The organism is Anaerocolumna cellulosilytica (genome assembly GCF_014218335.1).
GTDB lineage: Bacteria > Bacillota > Clostridia > Lachnospirales > Lachnospiraceae > Anaerocolumna > Anaerocolumna cellulosilytica.
The window spans coordinates 2,509,506-2,524,874 of record NZ_AP023367.1 but is presented as its reverse complement, the minus strand read 5'-3'; the positions used below and the strand labels follow the sequence as shown (position 1 = coordinate 2,524,874).

The following is a 15,369-nucleotide window of genomic DNA, read 5'->3' as shown; positions in this document are numbered from 1 at the left end:
GTAGGATATACCTATTTATAATTTACATACATCGGTTTACAACCAATGAAAATTAAGGTAAACTAGAGTAAGTTTTAAGAAAAAACTCGATAACTGTTGCATTTAGCCATATTTCATTATAAAATACAAGAACATTAGGATATGCTATTTGTATAGTCAATTGTGAAACTGTTATTTTATGTGCCGAAACCATTCAAAACAGGTTGCGATTATTGACAAGTCACCTTTATTTGGTGAGATTGCCTGCTTCGAACCTCTGGACTTATCATTTCCCAATTGATAATAAAACTATTTATACATAGAAAGGAATGCCGTAGTTGACAGATCTATGTACGGCAATAACATGTTGAAACAGATGTGTTAGGTAATAGGTGTTTATGAGGAATAAAATTTTTAAATTCACAATTTTTATATTATTAGTATTTATTGCGATAAATTTTCAACTTCCGGTTAATGCGGAAGCTTTAAATGATAAAAGTGTGTATGCTGTCCCCGACACTACCTCAACGCAGCTTCAGGAACTTTTAGACTATAACAAATACGGAGGCTATGATTTGACTGTATACATACCTGCCGGTGAATATACTCTCAATAAGGAATTAAGAATTTACAGCAACACAACTATTATAGCCGATAAAGATGCAAAGCTTATGAAAAATCATCAAAAAGGGGCTATGATAGCCAATGATCTGTCTAAAGATAAAGGTGGATACAATACAACAAAAAACATTACCATCGATGGTGGTGTATGGGATTCCTCCAGAATCGCAACTAAAGGAAAAGGTACCGAGAGCCTTCGATTTATCCACGCAACCAACGTCACAATCAAAAACGCAGTAATTTGCAACGTTCCGGAAAACAGTCATCTGGTAACCTTTGCAGGTGTACGTAACGGTACCGTTGACAATTGTACTTTGTTCGGCTATAAAGGGAGTAATTTTAAAGAGGCGATTCAAATTGATATTGTGCATAATAATGTTGTTGTACCTTCTATGCAGTCTGATGTGCTGAAATATGATGACTTGGCATGTGATGGTATTACTATAAAAAACAGTGAAATTTATAATTATCCAAGGGCGATTGGCTCTCACACCTCTATAAAAGGGGTCTTTCACAAAAACATAAAAATTACTGGCAATAACCTGCATGATATTGATGAAGCAGCAATTAAGGCATATAACTATGTGAATTTAGAAGTGAGTAATAACAAAATATCCAATGTCGGAATCGGTGTTTTGGCTTATACTTTTATTACAAATCAAGCGCAGCATTATCTGCCCGCCTTAAAAACAACAAAAAAGGAACCTTTGCCAGCGACTTACAATATTGTTATAAAAAATAACCAATTTTACCAAATGAAGCAAATTGATTCGAAGGGAGCACCTCTATGGGGGGATGCTATTCGTACCATAGGTATTAAAAGCCGCCCGCTTACTGGTGTCACCATAACCAATAATACTATAAACCACGCTGACCGATATGGTATGTTTCTCCAAGGTTCCCCGGGTTGCACCATATCTGAGAATACCATTCGTCAGACAACAAATAGTGGAATTTATATAATAGGCGGAAGTGATTATTCTGAAGTACTAAATAACAACTTAACAAGAACTGGAGCCTACGGAACAGAAGCTGGCGGAATTGGTTTATCAACTTCTAAGGATGTTACTATAGAGGATAATATGATTACTTCTCCTGGTAAAAGTGGTATATTTCTATATAGTGACAGTAAATCAGGTACCATATCCAATAATTCGATACAATCAGCCGGTGTAAATGCGATTGCACTTTATGATAACAGTGATGAGGCACTGATTACAAACAATACCATTACGGCTTACAGAAAAAGAGGTATATTCATTAATAATACCAGTTCTGCGATTTTAACCTACAATACAATTACTGGTACATCAGAACTTAACAGTGAAGATGCCATTCATATTAATGGTGAAATCGGTAACTTAAACAATTTCATACTAAAAGAAAATACGATTCAGACTGCCAACCGTTACGGCATATATGTCAGTAACGCGCCAAAATCTTATATTGGCAGCAATACTATTATAGATACAGTTAAGCAGGCCATATATTTAGATAGTGGCAGCAACGAAACTAAGATTTACTATAATACCATTACCAATGCCGGATTCATAGAGAATAGCAAAATGGGTATTGCAGTTTCCGGTTCTAAGAAGGTTTTATTATACGGAAATTATTACAGTTTATAACCTCACGTACATATAACAAACGAAAGAGTTTCCGCAAAATAGATTTTTATCTATCTTGCAGAAACTCTTTTTTATTGATTTTAATATTGAATTAAATTTTAAAATCAAAGTTCTCAGTATCAGAATCCAAGAAAAAGTTTTTGCTAGCTTGATTATATAATCCTGTCCCTCTGCTTTTCCTTTTATTCTCTTCATCTTCCTCTCGAATTGGAAGACTTTGGTACTCCGGAGATTTTTTAAATTCTTTTACGGTATTTTCAATTACTTTAATAATTAATGCTCTATCTGGATCTTTGTCACTCACATTACTTATTTCATTAGATATAACCTCTTCTGCTTCCTTTTTTGACTTGCAGTTCTTTAACCGTTGCTCCACAGCCTTTCGCTTTAGTTCAAGTCTCACGACTTTCTGATACATTTCCGGATTATTTTGCCTTAAGTAACTTAGCTCCTGAGAAGTAAGTTTCTCACCTGAATTAACTTTCTGTATAATTTTATCTTCATAAGCACGTTTCTCTTCTTCTGAATTAAAAGATATTGGATTCATCGCTTCTTTTAGCTTATCTAGGCTGTACTTTATTGCTTTATTAATTCCGGAACCATTTTGTTTTGTTTGATTCGTCTTTTGCTCCACCTTATTCCCAACTAGAAATGTTCTCATATTGTTATCTCCTCACCTCTATTATAACTAATATATCGGAGCAAAAACAAATTACTTAATACTTTTTATAGGTACTTATAATTTAAATTTTTCAACTTCCATAAGCATCTCTTTCGTTCTTAGCCCTAAATTAGCTGCTGAATTCGCAACATCCTCTGAGGAACTGGCAATTTCTTCAGTAGAAGCTGTTATTTCTTCGGAGGCAGCGGATGTTTCCTGCGATATAGCGGATAAATCTTCTACCCTGCTAAGTATTTCATCCTTCTCCTGATTTATTTTATAAGTAGCATTATTCACAGTATCTATTTTAGGAAGCACTTCTTCTACCGCTTTTACAATAATCTGAAAAGAGTCCAAGGTTTCATGAATAATATCAGTCTGTTGGGTAATCTCTTTGCTTATCATGTCTGTCGCTGTAATCATGGTAGTATTTTCGCCTTGAATATCGGCAATTAAAGCAGATATATTAACAGAAGATTCTCTGGATTGTTCTGCGAGTTTCCTAATCTCATCTGCTACAACTGCAAACCCTTTCCCGGACTCCCCTGCTCTAGCTGCTTCAATTGCAGCATTTAATGACAAAAGATTCGTCTGCTCCGAAATTGAATTGATTAAGTTAGTAATCTCATTGATTTTATCCAGATTAGCTCCAAGACTTTCCATCCCTTTCTCAAACCTTTGAAAACTGGAATTGGTAGCCACCACTGAATCAGCCAAAGAATGAATTTTTTCGTTGCTGTTATTTGACAATTGTCTGATTTCCTTTGCATTTGTATCAATACTTTCTACATCTTTAGCTATCTGATTGATATTACCAGCGAAAACACTAAGACTTTCCGTAACCGTTGCAAGTGACTCACTCTGTGAAACGGTTCCTCTAGCCACTTCCTGTATGGAATTAGACATTACATTTGAGGCGGCACTTAATTCTTCTGATACAGCAGATAAACTCTGGGCATCCGCATCGATTTCTGCTGAATTACTCGTTACAAGTTTTAACATACTTTTTACAGATTGTTGCATAGTATGTATCGCTTTTATCATCTGACCGATTTCATCTTTAATCATGAGATGCTTTTCACTAATTGGGACAGAAAAATCCCCAGAAGCGACAGGTTCTATATAACGGATTGCCAGCTTGATTCTTCTAATGATACTATTTGTTATAAAAACGACTAATACAAATGCAATAATTAAAAATATCGATGATGTAACCACAATTCTAAGAATTAACTCGTTTAATTCTGATAACAATTCTGACTTTTCAACAGCTACTGCTAAGGACCAATTTGTGCCGTCCACCGGACTGAAAACCAAAAATTTCTCTTGCCCTTTATATGTATAGGAGCCGCTTCCTACTTCACCGCTAATCATGCGTTCTTCCAATTTAACTAGTTCCTTTAAACTGGGGTCTTCTTCCACATTTACTAAATCATTGTCCTGATTTTGTATTAATTCATTGTCATAGTGCGCAATTTTTATGCCTGTCCCCTCTAACATAAACGCTTTTCCGGTTTCCCCAAAAGTAATATCATTTACAATATTACTGATCTCAGCACTATCTTTCGTTGCGGTAAGTACCCCAACTATTGTACCGTTGCGCTTTACAGGAGTAGAATATACCACTACCATTATACCTTCCGTTCTACTCATAAAAGGTGTGGAGCCATAGGTTTCTCCTTCTGCTGCTTTTATAAAATAGTCTCTATCAGAAATTTCACCGGAAGTCCCATTACTAAATTGTATGTTTCCTCTTAAATCGGAATACCCCAGTTTTATATATTTATTATTAGATATGTATTTCTGGGATTTGATAAACTTCTGTTCTAAAGAGAGTGTATCATCCAACCAGTAATCATTTGTAGCAATCGTTTCTAAAACACTCTTTTGCCATTCAAGTCTGCTGGACACTACATGTACACCTTGCGTAACCATCGATTCCATGGTTACTTCAGCCGTATCAAGCAGAGAATTGGAGGCAGTAATAACTGCTATTGCACTGATGCCTAGAATAACACATGCAACTAAACTTAATACCAACACTAATAACTTTGTTTTAATACTCTTCATTTTACACCCATCGCCTACTAAAAAAATACTTACTTAACAACATTTCCCATACAGGATTATCTTTCTTTGGCTTACCTTTCCTAATCTAATATTAGCCATATATACATGAAAGAAGTAACTTAGTTTAACAACAAGACAGTTCCTACCCACTAAGTTTCGTAGCAAAATAAAATTCAACTGAGAATTCAGTTGAAATATATCATATTTTGTCGTATATGGCTTTGAACAAAATATAACACTTTTACACAATTTTGTAAATAAAGACCTTTAAGCAAACGCTTATTAGAAAAATTATACAAAAAATTAATATGAATTTTCACTATACCTTATAGGTTATTAAAGAAGTTTTTTAGAGGAAACTATTAAAAAGGATAGCAATAAAATGAGTAGCATAATCATTATGAAGAAATTATCGTTGGTTTTATCCGTTATTTTGCTGTATTTATAGAAAATTTGAAGATAATATCGACAGAACAGGTTCTACTTATACACGCAAAGGTTTAAGGCTTAGGTTAAACGATTAAGAATATAGCATGATAGCATCCTTACAATCTTAGTTTAGGTACAAACACAATTCCTTCCCTTTTTCTTAGCACGATATAATGCTTCATCTGCGGCTTTTATTACTGCTTCTGTATTTTTGAATTTTTCATCTCTTTGAGCTGCACCAATGCTTACCGTAACATAAAGAGTCTTTGATACATTGTTCTGCTTTCTTCTTTTGGACTTCTTACTCCTGTTTGATGTTCTTTTCCCTGCTGATACCTTCTTTTTCCTTTTTGATGTTTTTTTCCCATTATAGGTATATCCCTTTTTTGATATCTTTTCCCGAAGCTCATCCAAGTGAGTAAATGCTGTCTCTTTACTTTTACTGGGAAATAATAGAGTAAATTCTTCCCCTCCGTACCGGTAAGCCTTACCACCCCCACTTACATTTTGCAATACGGAGGCCACAAGTTTCAAGACCTCATCCCCTGTATCATGTCCATAAGTATCATTAAACTTTTTAAAAAAATCTATGTCCAACATGGCTATTGTGTATTTCATACCAAGTTTCATCATGTCCTGCTTCAAGGCTCTTCTAGATGGCAACCCAGTCAATTCATCATAAAAAGCCATAAAATAAGTAGCCTGTAAAATGGCTATAATGCAAATCACACCCGCTGCTGCAAAAAATATAAGATAAGCAATCTCATTCTTCATATGTAAAGCCATATAAGCAACTGTCAACACCGCCAAGTAATGAATTTCCCGAAGACTTTTTTGATAAAATAAACGAAGACATAGCAGGAACATAGCAATGATAAACAGGAACATACCAAGCTGGGGCAAGGGTGTTTTTGTAAACGCAGGCAGTACAATATATTTTTTCTTGAAGTAATTAAGCATTAACCAATCTTTTTCTGTTATGCTTATATAAAGATAATAAAATGGAACTCCGACAAGTCCTAGTCTTAACATACCCCAAATACTTAAAATACCTCTCTCTTTTAAAAAGACATGTAAAAGCAAATTAATGGGAATCAATACACATAAACTATTATATATATCATTCTTCCTGCCTAACGCTCCATCAAATTTGAAAAGTCCAAAAAGACTGGCTGCTAAAATAAGCAACACAAAAAAGAGACAGCTTTTATTAAAACGCCAGGCAAGAATAGCTCCCAATAGTAATATAATAAAAGAGACAGGCTCTAAAACCATAAGCTTATCACTTAAGAGTTCCGGTCTTGTGGTAATGTAATATGCAATAAGTACACAAATAAGAGAAGGAAGGCTGTAACCCGCCATGTTTTTTATCAGCTTCAATAGTTTTGTCCTCTGTAATAATTGTAATACTGTTATTATAACGGATATAAAAGCCGAAATAAATAGGTTGTTAGTAATAATTTCTTTTTGGAATCAAAAAAGCTGATATATAAAGATATACTCTATAAATCAGCTTTTATTTTATACCATTCTTAAACCCAGTCTAACTTTTATCTATACTTAGTATTGTATCTAACAATACATTTGCACCTTTTAAGCAGGCTTCAAGTGGTGTATATTCTTCTTCACAATGACTGTGTCCGCCTACACTTGGCACAAATATCATGGTTGTAGGTATTACATCTGTGATAAACTGAGCATCATGCCCGGGACCGCTGTACAGTCTCTTTGTAGTATAACCCAGCTTTTTGGCATTACTTTCAACATAATCTATATATTTCGGATAAAAAGATACCGTTGCTCTTGACCAGGCTTCCTGATAACTTACCTGGCATTTTTCCACTTCTGACGGTATAGCTTTGATTATTTCTAATACCTGCTTAATTACTTCCGGATCTTGATGCCTTGCATCCAGAGTAAACTTAACTACATCTGGTATAATGGTGTGGATATTAGGATGAGCTGCTATCTTACCGGTTGTGTAAACTAACTTGCTATCTAATTTATCCAGTTCATCATGTAGATATTGAATCGTTTTCACTGCTGCATATAAGGCATCCTTACGGTATTTCATTGGAGTAGTACCCGCATGACCTGCCTGTCCTGTAAAGGTAAATTCATAGTTTATCATTCCACAGACACCTTCTACAACACCAATATCTACTCCTTCTGCTTCCAATACCGGACCTTGTTCAATGTGCAATTCCACACAAGCCATATATTTATCAGCGGATAACCTGTTTTTCTCTTCACCCATATAGCCGCTTACTTCTAAGGCTTCCTTAAAGGTTACACCTTCCGCATCCTTAGATGTTAACATTTTATCCTTAGCGAATTTGCCCGTAATTACACCAGAGGACATCATAGCTGGTTCAAAACGTGCACCTTCTTCATTCGTCCAAATAACCACTGTTATCGGGTGACGATGAGGAATCTTCTCCGTAACTATAGTCTCTGCTGCCTCTAAGGCTGTCAGCACACCTAGAATACCATCGTAATTACCTCCCTGTCTTACAGAATCAGCATGAGAACCGGATATAATAGCTGGAAGCCCCTCCTCCCCAGAAATTGTGGCATAGACATTGGCCATATCATCCGTTGTAATAATCATCCCCAATCTTTCACACCGTTTCACAAATTCAGCTCTTGCTGCCAATGCCTCTCTAGATAGGGAGAAGCGAGTGATACCCCCGTTTCCGGTATCTCCAAACTTAGCAAAAGTCTCTATTTTATCTTTTAAACGTTCCAGGTTACAACTGCTCATACTATCACCATATCCCTTCTAAATAAATTTCTTTATTGTCATAAACTTTTCTAACGCTGTTCCGGTATACGGCAGCAATTCTCCAACAAATATTTCATGTCCTGCCTGGCTGCGTAAAAGGAAAGTTCTCTCTTTGCATCGTTAGTTTCAAATATAACAGAAAAATTTCTATCCCAGTCTTCTAAATAGATAGTTATTATTTCTTCTGCATCCACACCTTTATCCCTGCAAAGTTCCAAAAAGGCTTCTGTCCTCAAATAATAAGCATAAAGTTTCCCATCCCAAGGCACCTTAAAGTTAAGTTCTTGCTTAAATTTGTCTTTTAATTCTATTTCCACTTTTGTCTCTGCTTTAACTTTATGCATATGAAAGGATTCAACGGTACGAAAATGGTTTGACGGAATAATTGTTATAATATCTAATTCACTCTTATTAAATCGTTCATTTGTCATTGCGTCACCTCCTGCTCTTATACTTTAAAAACAGCCCGGTATATATTTAACAATTCCTCTCTGGTAGGAGCTACGATTCCATTTGGAATGTTTTTTGCTTTTATTGCAATATCTGAATAGCTTTCCAGTTCTTCTACTGTTATTGATTCTGTATCACCAAGTAATTCAAAGATAATTGACTCTAATTCCAAAAGAGATGTATAACCCATTTTAACTAACAAAGTCTTAATTTTATCAGGTCTTAATTTCTCTACGAGCTTCATAAATTCGGTTAACAATAAACCATTGGCTCGGCCATGGTCAATCGCTTTAAAATACGTAAGGGAATAGCCCATAGAATGAACTGCCGTCGTTCCTGTATGTGCAATTACCATTCCACCTAAAGTTGAAGCATACAATAGCTGACTTCTGTCCTCTCTAGTTAATGTAAAATTCTTTAAATTCTCTAACTGTTTTACAATAATTCCGATGCTCTCTAACGCCAGTACCTCTGTTAACGTGTTTGATCTTACAGATAAAAAGCTTTCCACAGAGTGAGACAAAGCGTCAATTGCCGTATTAATAGTAGTCACTTTTGATAACGCTTCCATGTATTTACTGTCTAAAAAAGATACATCCGGAAACAAAAATGGTGCTGCTAAGGTGGTTTTCGTACGAGCTGCATCATTGGTCAAAATAGAGTATTGTGTCACCTCAGAACCGGTACCTGCTGTTGTGGGGATAAATGCCATAGGCAGTACTTTTGCTTCGTATTCCCCAGAAAACAAATTCTCTCTAGGAATATCCTGGCAGGCTAAAAGAGCAATTGCCTTAGCTGCATCCATTGGGGATCCCCCTCCAATGGCTATAATAAAATCTGCGTTTTCCTTCTTTGCATAGGCTGCTCCTTCGTAAACACAATCAATGGTCGGATTGGCCATAACCTTATCAAACACCGCATATTCCTGACCGTTCACATCTAAAGTATTCGTAACATCAGAGAAAGAACCGTTTATCTTTGCAGATTTGCTTCCGGTTACAATCAACGCCTTTTTTCCCAGCTTATAAAGTGCGTCCGCATTCTTTAAGATGCAATCCTCTCCCATAATAATCCGAGTAGGCATAAAAAATTGTAAATTCATATGTAAAAGCTCCTCTCCTTAAATTTCTGCATCTACTTCTGTTAATACTTCATCCACTTTAATAAGCTCTTCAACCAGCTGTTCTGCTGTTATTATAAGAGGCGGTGCAATCAAAATCATATTTTCATGGGAATAGGTCATAAACCCTTTTTTTGCAAGCCTTCCGATTATACCTTTCATAATTCCCGCCGTGTCACTACCGTATGGTACCAGTGGTTCTTTTGTAGATTTGGATTTAACCAGTTCAATTGCTGAGAACAAACCGATATACCGTACATCTCCCACACAGTCATGTTTTTCTTTTAATTCATTCAGCTTCTCACCAAGCACTTTACCCACTTGATTGACCTTTTCTAATATATTTGTGTCATCATAGAATTTTAGGCAGGCAACACCCGCCGCACAAGCTAAGGGATGACCGCTGTAGGTGAGACCACAAAGCAGCGTATTGTCTTCAAAATATGCTGCAATTTCTTTGCTGACTGCCACACCGCCCAACTGTACATAACCGCAGGTAACTCCCTTTGCAAAGGTAACCATATCCGGCTTAATATCCCAGTTTTCAAAAGCAAACATCTTACCAGTTCTGCCAAAACCTGCCATTACTTCGTCACAAATAAGCATAATTCCGAATTCATCACAGATATTTCTGATTCCTTTTAGATACCCTTTGGGTGGAATAATAATACCATTAGAACCGGTTACAGTTTCTAATACAATAGCCGCCACATTGGCAGCACCTTCATAACAAATCTGCTCTCTTAGTTTATCCACATAATATTCTGCCGCTGCTTCCTCAGATTCAAAAGGAATCTTTTCACGATAAATATAAGGATCAAAGAACTTCACAAACCCCGGTATTCCAGGCTCTAAAGGATATCTTCTCGGTTCCCCTGTCAGATTACCTGCACCAAAGGTCGAACCATGGTAACTACGGTATCTGGAGAATATCTTATCTCTTCCGGTATACATTCTTGCCATCTTTATTGCATTTTCATTGGCATCCGCTCCGCCGTTTGTAAAGAATACCTTTCCCATATTATCCGGCAGACGTTCAATCAGCATTTTTGCAAGCTCTGCTCTTGGCTCACTGCCATAGCTGGGTGAAATATAGCAGTACTGTTCAGCCTGTTCCTTTATAGCATCTATAATATAACGATTTCCGTGTCCTACATTTAGGTTGACTAGCTGTGCTGACATATCGCTGTATTTCTTATCATCAAAATCCCACATGTAGATTCCTTCTGCTCTTTTTATCGCTATGGGATTTAGCCCCTTTTGTTTTGACCAGGATTGTAAAACATAATTGGTTTGCATGGTTTTTACTTCTTCAGAAGTCATAAGTTTATCCTCCATTCCTATTCGCTCTTTATTGTATGCCGCATCTGCATACAAATACAGCATTTCCTCAAATTAGGGTGTGAAAATCGTTTTCTATTTCACATTAGTTTCTATCTACTATTTCTTTCATATTAAAAGCCAACCAAAGGCTTGCAATATCGCTGTATTCTAATTTAATTCCAAAGTTCTCCCGAATAAACTTCATCTTATAATTAATCGTATTTCTATGAACTTCCATTTGACTGGAAACTTTTTGTATGCTGCCGTTATTTTCTAGATAGCATTTTAAGGTATTTAAATAATCTGTATTATGCCTCGAATCATACTCTATTATCATATGAAAGGTATCGTCTATATATCTTCTTAGAACTCTCACATCTTCAACTGCATATAGCAGTTTATAGATTCCTGTATCCTGATAGTTCAGAATCTGTTTCTCTAAAAGTTTAGCAGTATTGGAAGCCGTAAAAGCCTGTTTATAACAGATATGCATATCATAATAGCCTGTAACCGTATCCGAGATACCCACGTTAACAGTGACATTTTTAAATTGATTGAATAACTCGCTATTTAGAATTTTTGCATAAGCTTCCATCTGCGTACTATTTACTCCTGATGCAGTCATAACAAGATAATTCTCCTGGTCAAAAATGCAAAAGGGCTTATCAATATTCTTTAATACACTTTGCATGGTAAACTGGATATTATGCCATTCGTCGCCGGATATCAGTGTGCCGTTTCTAGCTGCCTGCATCAATAGCAGGGTATATTCTCCATGGTTATGGAATCCTCTGCGTTCTAAGGCACTGACATAAGCCTCCCTATTCCCAGGTGAAAATATCAGGTTACGAAAGGCAGTAGCTATACTGGTTTCATTCTCTTCATTCGCAATAATTCGATGACAAAAATCAAAGGTAACATCAATTAGATGGATTTCCCAAGGTACCGTAAATAGGGGAAATTCATTATCATCACAATACGTAATTACCTCCCTGGGTATCGAATTGATATATGGGCCAACATTTAAAATCAATCCTATTGCCCCATGTTTTCTTAGATTTTTTACAAAAATCTCTATCCACTGTGTGCCGGTTTGTGCAATTCCGGTTGTAAGAATCAACTCATTCCCGTGTAAGAATCCCGGAACTTCCCGATCTTCCACCATATGCACCCATCGAACCAGATTCTTCATTCCTCTTTGACCCGCTATGAGCTTTATATTATAATTTTTCTCTGAATTAGCAAATAATCTAGATAGTGTAATTGCCATATAAACTGTGACTCCTTCTGCTGTTTATACGGTCATATGTGCCGGTTTTCTGACTCTCTTTCCCGTGCTGATTGCTGTGCAGGGACAAACCAACAGACATAGATGACATCCTACACAGTCTTTTGCAAGTACCTGCGTTTTTTTAGTCTCTTCATTATAACGAATTGCCTGGTGTCCTGCATCTGCACAGGATATATAACATCTTCCACAGCCGATACATTTTTCTTTATCAATAACCGGATATACAACTGTATCTCTGTCCAGTTTATCAGCATTTACCAGATTCGACAAGGCACTGCCTGCAAACTCTTTCAGATTTTTATAGCCGTTTTCCGCCATATAGTTTTTAAGTCCTGAAATCAAATCATCAATGATACGGTAACCATACTGCATAACAGCAGTTGTTATCTGAATATTTTCACAGCCTAAGGCAATAAACTCTGCTGCATCATACCAGGTTTCAATACCGCCCATACCGCTGATAGGCACACCTTTTAACCTTTCGTGTTTTGCAATATCATGAATAAAACGTAAAGCAATTGGCTTTACTGCCTTACCAGAATAACCGGAAACGGCAGATTTTCCGTCAATATGCGGAGGCGGAGCCATCTTCCCAAGCTCTAAACCACTGATACTCTTAATCGTATTGATGGCCGCAATACCGTCAGCACCACCCTCCATAGCTGCAATGGCAGGTATTTCCATATGTCCGATATTAGGAGTCATTTTAGCCAGTACAGGCAGATGGGTACCTTTTTTTGTAAGTTCCGTATAATGTTTTACTAACTCCGGAGTCTGACCAACATCCGCACCAAGACCATGGGCAGACATGTGAGGACAGGAAAAGTTACATTCAATCATATCAACCCCCGTATCTGTTACCCTCTTAGCAAGCTCCGTCCATTCCTCATCGGTCTGACCCATTATGGATGCTACTATTATTTTAGTCGGAAAGTCTTCCTTTAATTTCTTTAAATAAAAAAGATTTTCCTCCAATGCATGTTCTGCAATCTGTTCCAGATTTCGAAAGCCAACGAAAGGGGTGCCTTCCTTCTTTGTAGCATCAAACCTTGGAGATACTTCTTTTGGTTGTAAAAAACCTATGGTTTTAAATACAATACCACCCCAGCCTGCTCGTAGAGCATTTGCACACATTTCGTAATTACTGGCAACTACAGACGAAGATAAGAAAAAAGGATTCTCACAGGGGATACCACAAAAATCAATGGAAAGATCTGCCTCTTTTGCTTTTGTTTCTCGCGTTCGTGCTAACTGTGCCATTTCCCGTATACGGATGGAAAAATCGTAGTGAATACAGGCTTTTTCACAAGGTGCATCACAGCTTTCACAAGCAGAAGTTTTTATGTGCCTATAACTGTTTTGCTTATTTTCAAATCTAACGGCACGGATAAAGCCTGCCGGATCAAGTTTTTCACTACAGGCACTTGTACACGCCGGTGCGTGGCATAAAAGGCACCTGGCTGACTCTTGTGTTAAAAATATATCTGCATACAATTGGTTTACCGGCATATCTGTCATCTCCTATCTTATGAATTCATAATTTAGACTTCATGAATCTTATATCCTTATTAGGTTTGCAGTAACTTAAGATGTAACCCGAGGGACACGTTTGACTAATTTACCCCAGCCTGCTTCTCCTACAAATTCTCCCTTATCGTATACCAATCTGCCTCTGGAATAGGTCTGAACAGGGTATCCATGAAGGTTTAACCCTTCCCATATGGTGTGGTCATAATCCGAATGCATGGATTCACAGGTTATGGTAAAATCTTTGTTGGTATCATATATTACAATATCTGCATCTTTTCCTACACTTAAGAACCCTTTTTCCTGGCAGCCAAATATTCTTGCAGGGTTTTCACAGCATAACTCTACCGCTTTTTGGAAACTAATCTTTCCGGCATTCGCAGCTGCCAGCATATAGGGATACATATTTTCTATGGCTGCACAGCCATTGGGAATCTTGGTAAAATCATCTTTTCCCCAGTCTTTTTCATAGCTTTGGAACGGACAATGGTCTGTAGCGATTGTATCAATATCTCCTCTTTTGATAGCTTCCCATAGTGCATCCTTACTTTCTGCTCCTTTGATTGGCGGAGAGCACACAAAATTACGTCCATCTTCTCTTTTGTATACTTCCTTGGTAAAATGCAGGTATTGAGGGCAGGTTTCCGCATAGATTTCATACCCTTCCTCTTTAGCTCTAGTTACCATTTCAACTCCTTCTTTATTAGCAAGATGAACAATATATAAGGATGTATTTAAAGACTTCGCCCATTTTATAGCACGATAGTCCGCTTCTGCCTCTACGAATTCCGGCCTGGACTTATAATGATACCATGCACTGGTTTTTCCTTGAGATAAGTAACGCTCTGTAAGCACATTTATGATTTCTTTATTTTCTGCATGAACGCTAATTAGTGCTCCACATTCTTTTGCCTTTTCAAGTATCTGATAAAACACACCATCTGTAACACCAAAATCATACACCATAAATACTTTAAAGGAAGGAACTCCATATGCAACCGCTTCGGTCATGGAATTCAGTAAATCACCATGTACATCTTTAACACCTACGTGAAAGGCATAATCAACCGCCGCTTCAGGGGCTGCCAGAGCGTCCCTTCTTTTTACTGTATCCACCAGATTTTCATTGAAATCCTGCAATGCAAAATCAAATACCGTAGTTGTCCCGCCACAGGCTGCCGCTCTGGTACCGGAAAAATAACCATCTGCTGATATTGTGCCTCCAAAAGGCATGGCAAGATGCGTATGAACATCAATTGCTCCCGGCAATACCAGTTTACCAGCTGCGTCTACAATTTCTGTCTTTTCTTTCGCCTGCAGATCTTTTCCAATAGCTGTGATTTTGCCATTTTCTACTGCAATATCTGCTCTACTATTCTCTTTTGAGTTGATAAGTGTTCCATTTTTAATTAATAAATCCATATACTTCCTCCTTGCTGCTTACGTGTTTATCAGATAATTACACCCTAATCCTTTAGATATTAT

Annotated in this window: 11 protein-coding genes; 1 reads left to right on the top strand and 10 read right to left on the bottom strand. The window is 37.0% G+C overall.

Annotated features, from left to right (window positions below):
* The first annotated feature begins 377 nt into the window (after window positions 1–377).
* The gene (locus acsn021_RS10260) at window positions 378–2,228 is read left to right on the top strand and encodes a right-handed parallel beta-helix repeat-containing protein (protein ID WP_184093288.1); all 1,851 of its coding nucleotides are present in this window, start codon (window positions 378–380) and stop codon (window positions 2,226–2,228) included.
* Between the two features lie 91 nt (window positions 2,229–2,319).
* Here acsn021_RS10260 and acsn021_RS10255 read toward each other — a convergent pair whose 3' ends face one another.
* From acsn021_RS10255 to hydA, 10 genes are all read right to left on the bottom strand, one after another.
* Complete coding sequence (locus acsn021_RS10255) at window positions 2,320–2,889, bottom strand: hypothetical protein (protein WP_184093289.1); 570 nt, start codon at window positions 2,887–2,889, stop codon at window positions 2,320–2,322.
* 75 nt (window positions 2,890–2,964) lie between these two features.
* On the bottom strand, window positions 2,965–4,959 hold the full coding sequence (locus tag acsn021_RS10250; protein ID WP_184093290.1) for a methyl-accepting chemotaxis protein: 1,995 nt from the start codon (window positions 4,957–4,959) through the stop codon (window positions 2,965–2,967).
* Between the two features lie 558 nt (window positions 4,960–5,517).
* The gene (locus tag acsn021_RS10245) at window positions 5,518–6,768 is read right to left on the bottom strand and encodes a GGDEF domain-containing protein (RefSeq protein ID WP_184093291.1); all 1,251 of its coding nucleotides are present in this window, start codon (window positions 6,766–6,768) and stop codon (window positions 5,518–5,520) included.
* A gap of 163 nt (window positions 6,769–6,931) precedes the next feature.
* Window positions 6,932–8,152 (bottom strand): Zn-dependent hydrolase, encoded by a 1,221-nt coding sequence (locus acsn021_RS10240; RefSeq protein WP_184093292.1) that lies wholly within the window; start codon window positions 8,150–8,152, stop codon window positions 6,932–6,934.
* A 50-nt stretch (window positions 8,153–8,202) separates the two neighbouring features.
* Window positions 8,203–8,604 (bottom strand): hypothetical protein, encoded by a 402-nt coding sequence (locus acsn021_RS10235; RefSeq protein WP_184093293.1) that lies wholly within the window; start codon window positions 8,602–8,604, stop codon window positions 8,203–8,205.
* 17 nt (window positions 8,605–8,621) lie between these two features.
* Window positions 8,622–9,725: an iron-containing alcohol dehydrogenase family protein gene (locus acsn021_RS10230; protein WP_184093294.1), complete on the bottom strand. Its 1,104-nt coding sequence runs from the start codon at window positions 9,723–9,725 to the stop codon at window positions 8,622–8,624.
* Window positions 9,726–9,743: 18 nt separating this feature from the next.
* Window positions 9,744–11,120: an aminotransferase class III-fold pyridoxal phosphate-dependent enzyme gene (locus tag acsn021_RS10225; RefSeq protein ID WP_330601784.1), complete on the bottom strand. Its 1,377-nt coding sequence runs from the start codon at window positions 11,118–11,120 to the stop codon at window positions 9,744–9,746.
* Window positions 11,121–11,169: 49 nt separating this feature from the next.
* Window positions 11,170–12,336, bottom strand: coding sequence for a PucR family transcriptional regulator (locus acsn021_RS10220; RefSeq protein ID WP_184093295.1), 1,167 nt, complete (start codon window positions 12,334–12,336; stop codon window positions 11,170–11,172).
* Window positions 12,337–12,360: 24 nt separating this feature from the next.
* Window positions 12,361–13,866 carry an NAD-dependent dihydropyrimidine dehydrogenase subunit PreA gene (gene preA / locus acsn021_RS10215; RefSeq protein WP_184093296.1) on the bottom strand — a complete coding sequence of 502 codons (1,506 nt, stop codon included), beginning with the start codon at window positions 13,864–13,866 and terminating at the stop codon, window positions 12,361–12,363.
* Between the two features lie 75 nt (window positions 13,867–13,941).
* The gene (gene hydA / locus acsn021_RS10210) at window positions 13,942–15,306 is read right to left on the bottom strand and encodes a dihydropyrimidinase (RefSeq protein WP_184093297.1); all 1,365 of its coding nucleotides are present in this window, start codon (window positions 15,304–15,306) and stop codon (window positions 13,942–13,944) included.
* Between the last annotated feature and the right edge of the window lie 63 nt (window positions 15,307–15,369).

Bases quoted from the DNA above. Each gene is read 5' to 3' on its own strand.
- acsn021_RS10260 (WP_184093288.1), top strand. From the start codon at position 378: ATGAGGAATAAAATTTTTAAATTCACAATTTTTATATTATTAGTATTT.
- acsn021_RS10255 (WP_184093289.1), bottom strand. From the start codon at position 2,889: ATGAGAACATTTCTAGTTGGGAATAAGGTGGAGCAAAAGACGAATCAA.
- acsn021_RS10250 (WP_184093290.1), bottom strand. From the start codon at position 4,959: ATGAAGAGTATTAAAACAAAGTTATTAGTGTTGGTATTAAGTTTAGTT.
- acsn021_RS10240 (WP_184093292.1), bottom strand. From the start codon at position 8,152: ATGAGCAGTTGTAACCTGGAACGTTTAAAAGATAAAATAGAGACTTTT.
- acsn021_RS10235 (WP_184093293.1), bottom strand. From the start codon at position 8,604: ATGACAAATGAACGATTTAATAAGAGTGAATTAGATATTATAACAATT.
- acsn021_RS10230 (WP_184093294.1), bottom strand. From the start codon at position 9,725: ATGAATTTACAATTTTTTATGCCTACTCGGATTATTATGGGAGAGGAT.
- acsn021_RS10220 (WP_184093295.1), bottom strand. From the start codon at position 12,336: ATGGCAATTACACTATCTAGATTATTTGCTAATTCAGAGAAAAATTAT.
- preA (WP_184093296.1), bottom strand. From the start codon at position 13,866: ATGCCGGTAAACCAATTGTATGCAGATATATTTTTAACACAAGAGTCA.
- hydA (WP_184093297.1), bottom strand. From the start codon at position 15,306: ATGGATTTATTAATTAAAAATGGAACACTTATCAACTCAAAAGAGAAT.